This window comes from Flavobacterium lindanitolerans (genome assembly GCF_002846575.1).
Lineage (GTDB): Bacteria > Bacteroidota > Bacteroidia > Flavobacteriales > Flavobacteriaceae > Flavobacterium > Flavobacterium lindanitolerans.
Window position 1 is genome coordinate 659,914 of record NZ_PJND01000007.1, and the last position, 14,386, is coordinate 674,299.

The 14,386-nt window shown below is 37.4% G+C and carries 11 protein-coding genes; 8 read left to right on the plus strand and 3 right to left on the minus strand.

The window, feature by feature from the left end; all coding sequences use genetic code 11:
- Positions 1-62: 62 nt before the first annotated feature.
- Together B0G92_RS02930 and B0G92_RS02935 are read left to right on the plus strand one after the other, a co-directional pair.
- Positions 63-995 carry a PorP/SprF family type IX secretion system membrane protein gene (locus B0G92_RS02930; protein ID WP_056066942.1) on the plus strand — a complete coding sequence of 311 codons (933 nt, stop codon included), beginning with the start codon at positions 63-65 and terminating at the stop codon, positions 993-995.
- Positions 996-1,014: 19 nt separating this feature from the next.
- Positions 1,015-2,886 (plus strand): OmpA family protein, encoded by a 1,872-nt coding sequence (locus B0G92_RS02935; RefSeq protein ID WP_101471040.1) that lies wholly within the window; start codon positions 1,015-1,017, stop codon positions 2,884-2,886.
- Between the two features lie 940 nt (positions 2,887-3,826).
- On the opposite strand, the gene B0G92_RS02940 is transcribed toward B0G92_RS02935, so the two are convergent.
- Genes B0G92_RS02940 through B0G92_RS02950 form a run of 3 tightly spaced genes read right to left on the minus strand, consistent with a single transcriptional unit; the run spans position 3,827 to position 8,620 of the window.
- A complete protein-coding gene (locus tag B0G92_RS02940; protein ID WP_143394984.1) occupies positions 3,827-5,161 on the minus strand; it encodes a DUF5689 domain-containing protein in 1,335 nt (444 codons plus the stop codon).
- A gap of 19 nt (positions 5,162-5,180) precedes the next feature.
- On the minus strand, positions 5,181-5,780 hold the full coding sequence (locus B0G92_RS02945; RefSeq protein ID WP_180326395.1) for a choice-of-anchor J domain-containing protein: 600 nt from the start codon (positions 5,778-5,780) through the stop codon (positions 5,181-5,183).
- Positions 5,781-5,797: 17 nt separating this feature from the next.
- Positions 5,798-8,620, minus strand: a complete 2,823-nt coding sequence (locus B0G92_RS02950) for a carboxypeptidase-like regulatory domain-containing protein (protein ID WP_101471043.1) — start codon at positions 8,618-8,620, stop codon at positions 5,798-5,800.
- Between the two features lie 136 nt (positions 8,621-8,756).
- Here B0G92_RS02950 and B0G92_RS02955 point away from each other — a divergent pair, with 136 nt between their 5' ends.
- The 6 genes from B0G92_RS02955 (at position 8,757) to B0G92_RS02975 (ending at position 14,386) form a co-directional block, all read left to right on the plus strand.
- Positions 8,757-9,803 (plus strand): endonuclease/exonuclease/phosphatase family protein, encoded by a 1,047-nt coding sequence (locus B0G92_RS02955; RefSeq protein ID WP_056066929.1) that lies wholly within the window; start codon positions 8,757-8,759, stop codon positions 9,801-9,803.
- Between the two features lie 64 nt (positions 9,804-9,867).
- Positions 9,868-10,407 (plus strand): 3-hydroxyanthranilate 3,4-dioxygenase, encoded by a 540-nt coding sequence (locus B0G92_RS02960; protein WP_101471044.1) that lies wholly within the window; start codon positions 9,868-9,870, stop codon positions 10,405-10,407.
- 225 nt (positions 10,408-10,632) lie between these two features.
- A complete protein-coding gene (locus B0G92_RS16745; RefSeq protein ID WP_245867673.1) occupies positions 10,633-10,842 on the plus strand; it encodes a hypothetical protein in 210 nt (69 codons plus the stop codon).
- Positions 10,806-11,558, plus strand: a complete 753-nt coding sequence (locus B0G92_RS02965) for a magnesium transporter CorA family protein (protein ID WP_245867753.1) — start codon at positions 10,806-10,808, stop codon at positions 11,556-11,558. The genes B0G92_RS16745 and B0G92_RS02965 overlap by 37 nt, the downstream gene beginning before the upstream one ends.
- A 111-nt stretch (positions 11,559-11,669) precedes the next feature.
- Complete coding sequence (amaB, locus tag B0G92_RS02970) at positions 11,670-13,223, plus strand: L-piperidine-6-carboxylate dehydrogenase (protein ID WP_101471045.1); 1,554 nt, start codon at positions 11,670-11,672, stop codon at positions 13,221-13,223.
- 263 nt (positions 13,224-13,486) lie between these two features.
- Positions 13,487-14,386, plus strand: a complete 900-nt coding sequence (locus B0G92_RS02975; protein WP_101471046.1) for a DUF6268 family outer membrane beta-barrel protein — start codon at positions 13,487-13,489, stop codon at positions 14,384-14,386.

Consider the following 14,386-nt stretch of genomic DNA (forward strand, 5'->3'; position numbering starts at 1 on the left):
TATGTCAAAAACACTGCCTGCTATGGTAGGCAGTGTTTTGATACTATAAAAAAATCAAACCAATGAAGAAAATACTTTTCACCGCACTGATAACACTGTCGGTTTTTGTTGATGTTGAAGCGCAGCAAGATCCGCATTATACGCAGTACATGTATAATATGAACGTGATCAATCCAGCCTATGCGGGTTCAAAAGAAAACTTATCTTTTGGATTATTGTATAGACAGCAATGGGAAGGAATCGAAGACGCTCCAAGAACGTTTACTTTTTCAGGACACTCTCCTGCCGGAAAAAACGTAGGTTTAGGTTTGTCTGTGATTTCTGACGAAATTGGTCCTGTTAAAGAACAAAACGTTTATGGGGATTTCTCCTATACATTAAATCTTGGTGGAGAGCACCGCTTAGCCTTGGGTATTAAAGCAGGTGCCACTTTCCAAAAAATAGGCTTGTTTTCAGATATTAATGGGTCGTTACCAGATCCGACTGATGAGGCATTCTCAGAAGATAGTAACAATACATATTTCAATATCGGAACAGGTTTTTTCTATTACACTAATAATTATTATATCGCTTTATCGGTTCCAAACATGCTCAAATCAAAGCATTTGAATGTTAGGAGAGATGGTCAGGAAAGATATTATGGTGAGGAAACACAACACTACTTCTTAACGGGAGGTTATGTGTTCCAATTGACAGATAACATCAAATTCAAACCGTTTGCAATGGTGAAGTCAGCTTTTGATGCACCAACATCATTTGACGTTTCGACTAACTTTTTATTCAATGAAAAGTTTGAGATTGGTGCAACTTACAGACTGGATGACTCTTTTGGAGGAATGGTTAATTATGCAATTACTCCAAACCTAAGAGTAGGTTATGCTTATGACAGAATTATTTCTGACCTGAAAGTTACAACTCCGGCTTCTCACGAGGTTATCCTGTTATTTGATTTGAATTTCCCGAAAAAGGTATCACGTTCACCAAGATATTTCTAACCTAAAAGCGACCTAGACAATGAAAAATTTATATATTACATTAAGTTTTGTGATCGCTAGTATGACACTATCAGCACAAAATAAAGATACCGAAAAGGCCGACAAACTATTCAACAGATTTGAATATGTTGATGCTTCTAACGAATACCTGAAGCTAGTAGACAAAGGTAAGGCTGATAATTATGTTTATAAGCAGCTAGCCGATAGCTATTATAATGTTTTTAATACAAAGGAAGCTATCAAGTGGTATGCTAAAGCAACTCAGGAAAAGCAAGATGCTGAAACCTATTACAGATATGCACAAATGCTAAAAGCAGAAGGGAAGTATGAAGAGTCCAATGTGCAAATGCAGAAATTTGCAGGCATGGCTCCAAATGACCAGAGAGCTGTAGCATTTAAGCAAGATCCTAATTATCTTCCAAAACTGAAAAGCCAAACCAAATTGTATGATGAAAAGTCATTAGATATTAACAGTGACCAGTCTGATTTTGGTGCTGTATTGACAAATGACAATACATTGTATTTTGCGAGTGCCAGAAATAAGTCAAGAAAAACTTATGGCTGGAATGAAGAGCCGTTCCTGGATCTTTACAAAGCAACATACAATGCTAATGGAACATTCAGCGAGCCTGTAACGGTTTCTGAAATCAATACAAAATTCCACGATGGCCCGGCTTCAATTACTGCTGATGGAAATACAATGTATTTTGCCAGCGAAAGTTTTAAAGAAGGTGACTTCGAAAAAGACAAATCGAAAAAGCTTAAATTCGGACAGGTTTATTTGTTCAAAGCAACTAAAGAAGGCGATAAATGGGGTAATGTAAAAGCACTTCCATTTAACAGCAAGGAATATTCTGTAAGCAATCCAAGTATCAGCAAAGACGGTAAAACACTTTACTTCTCTTCTAACATGCCAGGGTCTCTTGGTGGAAATGATATCTGGAAAGTAGCTGTTAACGCTGATGGAAGCTTTGGAACTCCTGAGAATTTGGGAACTAAAGTAAACACAGAAGGTAATGAAAGTTTCCCTTTCATTACAGATGACAACAAATTGTTCTTTGCTTCAGACGGAAGAAAAGGTTTTGGAGGCTTGGATGTTTTCCTAATCGATTTCAACAAAAAGACTGATGCAATAAACGTTGGAGCTCCGGTAAATACATCAAAAGATGATTTTGCGTTTACATTTAACACCGCTAAAAATATCGGTTTCTTCTCAAGTAACAGAACAGGTAATGACAATATCTATCAGGCAACTCCGGTTTGCGGCGTAGAAGTTGTTACTATTGTTAGAGATGCTAAAACAGGAGCTATTTTGTCTGATGCTAGAGTTGCTATTCTTGACGATAAGAAAAATGTTATCGAAACAAGAACTACAGCTGCAGACGGACAAGTGGTTTACAGTGTAGATTGTAACAGAGCTTATACACTTCAGGTGGCAAAAGACGGTTACGAAAGCAATGTATTTCCGGTTGCCAAAACTAACGGAGGAATCGTAAACGTGAATGCTGACCTGCAGCCAATCGATGTGATTGTTACTCCAACAGAAATTGTCTTGAAAGAGATTTTCTTCGAGTTTAACAAGAGCAACATCACACAGGAAGGTGCATTTGAGCTAGACAAGCTTGTTCAGGTTATGAAAAACAACGACCAGATGGTTATTATGGTTAAGAGTCACACCGATAACAGAGGTAGCGATGCTTACAACATGAACCTTTCTGACAGAAGAGCAAAATCAACTGTTCAGTATGTTATTTCTAAAGGAATCGACAAATCCAGAATTTCTGGAAAAGGTTATGGCGAAAGCGAGCCTAAAGTGGATTGCAAAGAAAACTGTACAGAAGAAGATCATGCTAAAAACAGAAGAAGTGAATTCTTGATTATCAAGAGATAATTTCTAAAGTCAATAGAAAAAAGGGTTGCTGAAAGGCAACCCTTTTTTTATAGTTTATAGTTTATAGTTTATAGTTGAAAGTTGAAAGTTTATAGTTTATAGTTTATAGTTGAAAGTTGAAAGTTGAAAGTTGAAAGTGGAAAGTGGAAGAAAATCGTTGAAGATAAACAATTTTATGCTTGCTGTTGTTTGGTTAGAATTTTTATAGCTTTTAAGACCTTAGTTTTTTACAGGCAAAAGTGGTTTTGTTTTTGGTCTTTATTTTTTGCCAGTGCTTTTTTATAGATAAGTTGTGTCAAAAAAGCTGTTTTTTGGCTTTTTAGAGGCTTCTTCTGAATTGAATATCTTTGACAGCAGATGTTTTTTGATGCTGATTAACGCAAGTTTTTTAAAGATTTTGGAAAACAAATCAAAACGGCTGAAGAGGTTAATTAATTATAGGAACTTTATTAAGACTTTATGTTTACAAAGTAGCTAAAATGAAATCTTTTTATATCCTGAAATAATTATGATCACTTCTTAAATCTGTATAATTATTTTAATCTGTGGCTAAAATCAATTAGATAGACTTGTGAAAAACCTCTCAGTTTGGAATTTAACAACTCTTTTCTATAGAAGTTCATATAGCGATTACATTATTAACTAATATGCCGCGGAATAAGGCTGTTTTTAAGCCTTTTTAGAAGCTTTTGCCCCAATCCCTAATAACTTACAATGATGGTTCTTTTTAGCGGTATAAAAAGCTACAAATTGAAAGTTGCTTACTGAAAGAGAACAAGACTTGTAAAAGTGGCTGAGGTTTGCTATTGAAAGACCATATAATTAAACTAATACAATTGCATTTGGAAATGACAAGATAAAGCTTTATTCTAACGGCTTTTCTAAATAAAAAATCCCCGTTGAAACTCAACGGGGATTTTTTTATTATTTAACCTTTATCTTAGTTAACTACGATATCATCGATACCAAAGTTTGTTGTAAGTCTTGGGTTGGTAAGTCCGGAACCGGTATATTCAAAAATGAAGAATCCGTTTCCTGTAACGTTTGCAGGAATAGTGAATGTTCCGGCATTTACAAAAGTCTGGCTTGTTCCAATGTTAAAGCTAGATGTAATATCAACGATAGCTGCATTTCTGATATCTTGGCCAGGAGTGTAGTTTGTCGTGTAATATACTTTTAAGGGAGCATGACCTGTTACAGGGAATGAAACTTTATATTTGAAAGTCATTGTATTGGCAGCTGTCATATCAACCGGCACGAAGAACATCGTTTTGTTATCTTCATTCGGTGTTCCAAAAGATGACATTTCCAGATATTTAGAAGCTGTAGTTTTAATGTTCCAAACTTTAGTTCCAACAAAAGGTTTGTTGAAATAGTTCGGGAAGTTACTTTGGTTAGCAACATAGCTTTCAAAGTTTTCTGTAAAGCTTCCCAAATAGTTGAAGCTTCTGTCTCCGCTTAATTGGATGTCGCTTTCGTATCTTACGATGAATTGGAAATCGGAGTTGTATTTAGTCATTACACCTCTGATTTTTCCACTTCCAGAAGGAACTCTGTTTCCTGAAAAAGGAGCAAAGCTGCTGAAACGGATAATATTTGAAGCACCGCCTGTAGATGCAGATGTGATAAAGTGGTTTGTTGCCCCACCACCTGAATCAATATCATAATATTTTCTTCCTACGGAAGCATCAGCAAAACGTACATCGTTGATTTCGATAAGTGTGTTCAGGTTAGCATTGTTATAAGCCTGAGCAAGTGTTACCGTTCTTACCATGTCATTCTCATTTACTCTTGTGCAAGAAGGGAAGATAAACTGTCTCCAAACATTTTCAGAGATTCTTCCAATTTGATTTCCTTGATATAGGGCGCCAATCTGTAAAGAGTTGAAAACATTAGCATAGTACAAGCCTTTTAGCTTGATGTAAACTTTAGTCCCTGGAGTAAATCCTTCAGCAAAAGTTGAAGAAACGTTCAAAGCAATGCTAAATCCTACAGGAGCTCCTGTTTCAGGAAGTGTCTGCATAGAAATAGTCTTAAAGAAAGTTCCTTTTTCATCGCTTGAAGTTACATATCCTTCAATGATATCGTCGTCTTCATACAATTTTGGAGTTCCGGTAGCCGTAGCAATAATCTGCTGAACCGTTTTTGTAGCCGTCAATCCCGGATCAACACATCCAAGGTTTGGCGTATTATAATTGTCGTCATTAGCACAACCAGAAATTAATCCGGCAGCAATCATAGAGACAAATATAGATTTAAATATAATAGATTTCATTTTTTTACTTTTAATAGAATTAGTTATAAACTCTAATATTATCAATTTGATAAGTACCGTCTAATGTCGTACCGTTTCCTTTTACTCTGAATGCGATATGAGCAGTTCCGGTAAATCTTGACAAATCAATTACTCCGGACTTAATAAATTGGTAATAAGTAGCAGAAGTTGTCGGGAAAGTCGCGCTCAATGACTGCCATGTAGCTGCAGTAACATTGGTTCCGTCAAAGTCAGTAGAAATTAATACTTCAATCGTATTTGCCGCGTTGTCAACAAAAGCCTGGGCTGTCTGGAAAACTAATTTCTCGCCCTCCTGAGCATCAAGGTCAATACTCGGAGTGATTAACCATCCAATGTTTGAGGACTGGCCAGATTGGTATGACGTGAATTCTGCATAACCATTACCACTATAAACCTGGTTTGTCCAACGAACAGTACCGGTTTCAGCAAAGTTTAACCATCCTTCTTTTTCAAACAATGTGTTGTCTGCTCCTTCTGAAAAATCTTCACCAAAAATTAGCGGAGTATATTCCGGAAGGCTAGTGTCATCATCATTTACACAGCTTGACATCATTCCCATCGTAAGAGATGCGAATAATAATGTTGTTATCTTATTCATTTTCATAATACGCAATTTTAGAAGTTGATGTAAAGGTTTACAAAATAAGTTCTTCCATATCCGTAGAAATACTTTGGACCAAAAGAAGGAGTTCCGCTTGAAACGTCTCTGTTTAACTCTTGATAGTTAGCATTTCTTGCCTGTTCAAATCCACCTGTTTTGTATGTCTGATCCAATACGTTGTTGATACTTGCAAAGAATCCTACAGTTTTACCACCGATTCTCCATGATTTTCCTCCAGTTAAATTTACTAAATAAAAATCATCAAATTTCTCTTGTTTCAACAATTTTCTTGCATTCTCACGATCAATATCAGAGAATGGGAAATCCATTCCGTAAGGATCTGCAGAGTTTTCAAAGAAATTGTGTGTTCTCAATAATGCAGATACATCTAAATAGTTGCTTGCAAGGTAGTTTGCGTTAGCACCAATCCACCAGAAGTGAGGATCTCTATATTCAAGACCCACAGAGTAAGCCTGTTGTGGCATACCTGGAAGACGGTAGTTTTTCAAGTTAGCCTGTCCAAAATTTACTTGTGTATTTGGAGCGCCTACACTTGCCAGAGAACCTTCTTGTACAAGAGCTGCAAGAGCGTCGTTATTGATACTTACATTAGGATTGTTGTCATAAGTATACTGTCCGTAAGTTCCCGTAGCAGTAAATTTCAATGTTGGGATAATTTGGTATTCGATACCCAATTCAACACCCATGTTTTTCTTGTTGATATTGGTTACTGTTTCAGCAACGAAAGCGTTGGCATCAGAACCATCTCCTTCAAATACTCCTTCAGCAAAGAAGAATGAAGTTTCAGTAGCATTTTTGATTGTTGAGTAGAAACCTGTCAATCTTGCTTTCAATTTAGGTGCTCTGATGATATAACTTGCGTCAACACTCATGATATTTTCGCTGTTGATATCCGGAACGATGATGTTGTTCAAACGCGCATTAGGGAAAGTATTTCTCAATGAAGGCGCTTTTGTCATGTAGATTGCATTAACATCGAACATTTGTCTTCCGGTCATTTTGTATGTCATACCTCCTTTGAATCCGAAGTTTTCAAAAACAATCTTGTCGCTTTTTCCAAAAGAGTTGTTTGCGTAAAGTCCGTTTCTGTACAAACCTTCTCTTTGGTATTGAGAACGGGAGAATGATTGAGCAAGGTAGAAATCGAATGTGCTGTAGTTGAATTTAAACTGCGTGAAAGCATCAGCTACATCAGCAAGCAAATTATAGTTATAACCATAAGTATCTCCCACACCTACTTGTCTGTTTGGATTGTTCAAGTCAGACTGAGCAAAATTTCCAGTGTAGAAATTGTCGATATCATTAAAATACTGTCCTCCAAGAAGGTCAAGCATGTTTTGGAAGTTATGCGATTTTAGCTTTCTGTAAGTTGCACCAGCATTAAGAATGATGTTGTCAGAAAGTTGAGTATTTAAGATAGAGTTTGCAGTCCAGGTTTTGTCATCTGTTCTGTCTTCATACAATGCATAAACACTGTTTCCTGCAGCTGTTCTGCTGTTGGCAGCATACATTGCATTCCAGTCAATTTGTCTGTTAGTTAAGAAACGGGCTCTTGAAGCTTCTAAAATATTAGCTTCTGAATTTCCTACAAAGGTATTTCCATCATACATTGAAGTATAGTAGCTAGGAAGGTTTCTGTAGTAAGTAGGATCAGGGTTGTTTACGTTTTGGAAATCAAGACGGCTGTTTCCGATTTTACCAAATTGGTAAGAAACATTGGTGTTTAAGTTTGTCTTGTCAGTAATTTTCCAATAGTGGCTTAACATAAAGATTGGCTCTTCAACATCTTTGTCTCTTGAGTTTCTTTTCTCACCATCTTGCCATCCCCAGTATGAGTTGTATTTTTCTCCTGCAATTCTGTTAACTTCAGCCGTGTTTGGAGAGTTTTTACCTCTGCTGTTTTGAGCATAGATTGATGTAAAGTTTAAGCTGTGTTTATCATTAAATCTTTTTTCAATACTTGCAAAGAAAGAGTTTGCGCTGTAATCAGTTCCGTCAAAATAACCTTCCTGAGCCCATCTTCTTGAAGCAGAAATCACATAAGCAATTCCATCTTTATTCATTCCTGAAGCATGAGTTCCCATCATTCTCCAGCTGTAGTTTGTATTGGTTCCGGAGAAAGAAATTCTGGTACCTGGTCTGTAAAATGAAGCTCTTGTATTGATTTCCTGAGTTCCTAAGATACTTCCGAAAGTATAATCAGAAGGAGCAGAACCCATAGTAAATTCTTGGTTTCTAGTAGCGTCGTTCAAACCTCCCCAGTTACTCCATTGTGGTCGGCCATCATATACTTTGTTCATAACGATACCGTTAATCATCGTGGTTCCGTATTCGTTGTCCAGACCTCTGATTCTAAAACGAGCCTGGCCCCAGTTGAACGCTGCAGATTGTTGGAAAGCATCTCTTGTTGCCTGTAATAATCCTGAAGTACTTTCAGAACCACTGTTGTCATCACCCAAATCATTTTCAGTAATGGTAATCAAGCTTAATTGCTGCTCAGAAGTAATGTCTTCTGCCAAAACAACAACTCCCAAGTCTAAAGGTTGACCTTCAACATCGATAGACAGGATTTGACGAGAATAGCCAGTACTTGAAACTTCAAGAAGATGGCTGCCGTGTGGCGCATTTTCGAAAACAAATACACCGTCAGAATTTGTCAAAGCGGTCAATGTTGTGTTTCGAATTGTAGCTACTACATTTTGCAATGGTTTTTGAGTTTTTGAGTCAACAACTTTACCCTTAACTAAGGACCCCTGCTGAGCAAAAGCAAAAACGACTTGCATTACAAATAAAATACTAATTACAAGTTTTTTCATAAATAAATTTAATGATTAATCCCTTTTTGTTAGAAATACAATTTCTTAACGGCGGCAAAGTTACATTATTAATTAATATTATTTACTTTTGCTCCCAAGTTTATGTTAAACTTCATATTTAATTAATATTGGATTTATGAGAATTAAAAAATTTATTGCCCTTTTCATTGTATTATCTTCAATAAATGTTGCGCAAGCTCAGGATAAGAAGTTTAGAGTGCAAACCATTGCATTCTACAACTTTGAGAACTTGTTTGACACGATTAACAATGCAAATGTGAATGATGAAGAGTATACCCCAACAGGTACACAAAATTGGACAGCGGAGAAATACAAAAAGAAACTGGCAAATCTTAGCAGGGTTTTGAATGAAATTGGAACCAGCGATCAGCAGAAGGAATCTCCTGTGATTATTGGTGGTGCAGAAATTGAAAACAGAGGTGTTCTTGAAGATTTGGTAAAACAACCGCTTTTGATTAACAAGGATTATGGTATTGTTCATTATGACTCTCCGGACAAAAGAGGAATTGACGTGGCATTGCTATACCAAAAAAAGCATTTCAAACCAACGAGTTCTATCAATATTCCGCTAATCATTTATGACCAGACAGATAAGACAAAGAGAATTTATACCCGTGACCAGTTGTTGGTTACCGGATTGCTGGATGGTGAAGAAATGCACTTTATCGTAAACCACTGGCCATCACGTTCAGGAGGTGAACAAAAATCAAGTCCAAACCGTGAGGCTGCCGGAAGATTAAATAGAAAAATTATTGACTCGTTGTATAATATCAATCCAAACGCAAAAATCATTACTATGGGTGACTTAAATGATGGTCCTTATAATAAGAGTGTTAAGGTTGAATTAGGAGCCAAAGCCAAAAAAGAAGAAACCAAAGAAAGAGGCATGTACAACCCTATGGAAGAAATGTCTAATAAAGGAATCGGAACTTTGGCTTATAGAGACGCCTGGGATTTATTTGACCAGATGATTCTTTCCGAGCCATTAATCAGAAAAGATTATTCTTCCTATCGTTTCTGGAAAGCCGGTGTTTACAACAAGCCTTTCCTTACACAAACAACAGGACAATATAAAGGTTATCCGCTAAGAAACTCCAACGGTCAGGTAGGATTCAGTGACCACTTTCCCGTGTATCTGTACCTGATAAAAGAGGTAAAATAATTTTAAAGGCTAGTTTTTTACTGGCCTTTTTTATTTTTAGTAATTTAGTAGAAATATTAAAGCTATGGCAATTTTAAAACCGTTCAATCTCAATCAATGGATTGAAGAGAACAGGCATCTGCTAAAACCGCCTGTTGGAAATAAAAACATTTATGTTGATTCTGAAGACTATATCGTAATGATAGTAGCCGGGCCAAATGCCCGAAAAGACTACCATTATAATGAAACTGAAGAATTGTTCTATCAGCTTGAAGGCTCTATAAAAGTAATCATTCAGGAAGACGGCAAACGCAAAGAAATGGAACTCCATGCCGGAGATATGTATCTTCATCCGGCCAAAACGCCACACTCTCCGGTTCGTTCAGCAGGTTCCATAGGTCTGGTTATTGAAAGAAAAAGAGCAGGAAAAGGCTATACGGACGGACTGCTTTGGTTCTGTGAAAACTGTAACCACAAACTTTACGATGTCTACTTTGAGCTCAACGATATTGAAAAAGATTTCCTGCCGCATTTTCAGCATTTTTATAATTCCAAAACGTTACGTACCTGTACAAAATGCGGAACCATTATGGAAGCCGATAAAAAATACACATTAAAGAGATAATATTGTGGTGCTCTTCAAAAACTGAAAACCTTGCTCAACAAGCAAGGTTTTTTTATTGTGCTAAAAAAAACATAATGGAGGTAACAGTTTCATATTTAATGTCATACCTTCGCGCCGCATTTAAAATTATCCTTAAAAAATGGACGATTATTATCAGAAGAACATTTTATTAATGTAAGGACAGCGCGTCATATCGCAAGCTGTTCTTAGAAATAGCATTGCATTATGATTACATTCTACAAAAATGACAGTGGGCTTATTCCTGCCCAAAACCCAAACGAAAGCTGCTGGATTAATGCGGTTTCTCCAACTAGAGAAGAAATCAGATACCTTCTTGAAGATTTAAAATCCCTGAAGCCTTTTATAATGACATTGAAGATATTGACGAACGTCCGCGTCTGGAAACCGAAAACGGCTGGAATCTCATTATCCTGAGAATCCCTTTTAAGAGCAATGACGAAAAGCTACCATTTAATACGGCTCCTTTGGGACTGATTTTTAACGACGATGTTTTTGTTTCCTTATGTTTTCAACCCAACGACATGCTGGAAGATTTTGTGTTGTATACGCAGCGTAAAAAAATAGCAATCGCTTCGCATTATGATTTAGTACTCAAATTATTGCTGTCATCCAGTGTCTGGTATCAGAAATACCTGAAACACATTAACCAGCGTATCAAATTGGCTGAAAGCAATCTGGAAAAATCAATAAAAAATGAAGAACTCCAGGCCTTGCTGCAAATTGAAAAGTGTCTGGTATTTTTTATAACATCTTTAAAAGGGAATGATATCCTTTTCCATAGAATCAAAAATTTAAAAAATCAGAAAACAACACTTAACCCCGATTTGGTTGAAGACGTAGAAATTGAATTGCGGCAGGCAGAAGAGACGACAAATGTGTACAGCAACATTTTAACCGGAATGATGGACGCTTATGCTTCTGTAATTTCAAATAACCTGAACGTTATCATGAAACGGCTGACTTCCATTTCAATCATTTTGATGATTCCTACATTGGTAGCGAGCCTGTACGGAATGAACGTGCCTAATAACCTTCAGGCAAGTCCGCTTGGATTTTGGATTATCCTGCTCATGTCACTATTCATTTCCATTCTGGGCGTATTTATATTTAAGAAGCGAAATCTGTTTTAATTCTTTAAGAAAAGGAAAGACAATTGCTAAAAAAACATTTTGATTCGCAAAATCCACCTATAAATCATAACTTCGCAAAAAATAATACAATTTACAATCAAAAAGTTATAAATGGCAACAATAGCAAATCAATTTGGAATGACTGAAGCCTTGCAACAATTGGGCTTGGCGGCAATTAACGAAGGAACTTCAACAGGAAACAGCTGGTTTTCAAATGGTGAAATCATTGAAAGCTACTCTCCGGTTGACGGTCAGCTAATCGGAAAAGTAAAAACTACTACAAAAGAGGATTATGAAAAAGTAATGAAAAGCGCTACCGAAGCTTTCAAAACTTTCCGATTAATGCCGGCGCCTCAGCGTGGAGAAATTGTTCGTCAGTTTGGTCAGAAATTGCGCGAGAAAAAAGAAGCTCTGGGTAAATTGGTTTCCTATGAAATGGGTAAATCATTCCAGGAAGGTCTTGGAGAAGTTCAGGAAATGATTGATATCTGCGATTTTGCCGTTGGACTGTCCCGTCAGTTGCACGGATTAACAATGCATTCAGAGCGTCCTGGACACAGAATGTATGAGCAGTACCATTCATTAGGAGTTGTTGGAATCATTTCTGCTTTCAACTTCCCGGTAGCCGTTTGGTCATGGAATACCGCTTTGGCATGGATCGCCGGTGATGTTTGTGTTTGGAAACCATCTGAAAAAACACCGTTATGTGGTATCGCTTGTCAAAATATCATCGCAGAAGTCCTAAAAGAAAACAACCTTCCGGAAGGTATTTCCTGCCTGATTAACGGCGACTACAAAGTAGGTGAGTGGATGACTGCAGATGTTCGCGTTCCTTTGGTTTCTGCAACAGGTTCAACAAGAATGGGAAAAATAGTAGCTCAGGCTGTAGCCGGACGTTTAGGGAAATCATTATTGGAGTTAGGAGGAAACAATGCTATCATCGTAACTCCGGATGCAGATATTAAAATGACAGTTATCGGAGCTGTTTTTGGCGCTGTAGGAACTGCAGGACAAAGATGTACTTCAACACGTCGTCTGATTATTCACGAAAGCATTTACGATAAGGTAAAAGATGCTATTGTGGCTGCTTACGGGCAATTGAAAATAGGAAACCCATTAGACCAAAACAATCACGTTGGGCCGCTTATCGACACACATGCAGTTGAAATGTACAACAAAGCTTTGGAAAAGGTAGTAGCTGAAGGCGGTAAAATTATCGTTGAAGGTGGCGTTCTTTCTGGCGAAGGTTATGAAAGTGGATGTTATGTGAAACCGGCAATTGCTGAAGCAGACAACTCTTTTGAAATCGTACAGCACGAAACATTTGCACCAGTTTTATACCTGTTGAAATATTCTGGAGAAGTTGAAAATGCAATCGACCTTCAAAATGGTGTGGCACAAGGATTATCTTCAGCAATCATGACAAACAATTTGCGTGAAGCGGAAAGATTCCTTTCTGTTGCAGGTTCTGACTGTGGAATTGCAAACGTAAACATCGGAACTTCTGGTGCTGAAATCGGTGGTGCTTTTGGTGGTGAAAAAGAAACCGGAGGCGGCCGTGAATCAGGTTCTGACGCATGGAAAGTATATATGAGAAGACAAACGAATACAATCAACTATACTACCAAGTTGCCTTTGGCACAAGGAATCAAGTTTGATTTGTAAGATTTAGCTATTCTTAATAATAAAGTCCTGCTGAAAAGCGGGACTTTTTGCTTTGCGGCTCTGCGCCTTTGCGAGCAACTATTTCACGTAAAGGCGCAGAGCCGCAAAGTTCCTAGATAATGGAAATTTGGTGTAAACTCCCCGATAATCATTTTACATTTCCCGGAATAAAAACCTTTCGTCAAAAGAGCCAAGCCATTGGTCAAATGAATTTTCCGGTGTATTGCTGAACTGCGTACTTCGTGCAAAAAATAAATTTTGACATGAAGAAACTGGTTTTTTATTGGGTACTATTTTTTGCTTCAATTGCAGGCAAAGCGCAAACAGGCATTTCAGGACAAGTCAAGGCAGATTATGTGCCTTTTTCTAATTATATACGCCCTATTGATAGTGTAAAGACAGATTCCAAGAGTGATTTTAAGAGAGTACAAGCCGCTCTGGAAATACCGCTCTCTCTTAAAATGGTTGATGAGAATAAGCCAAAATTGTGGTCGCTGTATCTTCAGGGAAGCTATGCTGCTATGGAAAACAAATATTATGACGAGAAATTGTTTCCTGCGGAATTGTTGAATGCCCAGATAGGATTGAAACATATCCGGCCTATTGGAGGCAAGTGGTCCATGATGGCAACCTTGTCTGTGGGTATCTATACCGATTTGGAACAGATTACTATTGACGATGTTTTGCTTCAGGGAGGAGTGCTTTTTATCAAAAATTTCAAGCCTAATTTGGCATTCGGATTTGGCCCGGTATTGACCAATGCATTTGGTATTCCTATGGTTTTGCCCGGAATTTATTTCAATTGGGAAACTCAAACAGCATTGCATTTTAAGATAGCATTTCCTGAAGGTGCCGAAATAGGCTATAGATTCACACCGAATTTTGACTTAAAAGCAGTGGTAGAATTGGATGGTATGACAGCCGAAGTTTCTCGGGATGGAAAATCAAAACTGTTAGGCTATCAGCAAATCATTGCAGGAATACGCCCCCAATTTAAATTAGGCGAACATTGGACAATTGATTTTACGGCTGGCTCTACGCTTACACGCTCTTTTCAGACAAATGACAGAAAGCTTAGCGATATTTTTAAAGAAAAGGATATGGCCAATCCAAAATTTTCGACTACGTTTTATGGTGCGGCAGCTTTAAAATGGAAGTTTTAG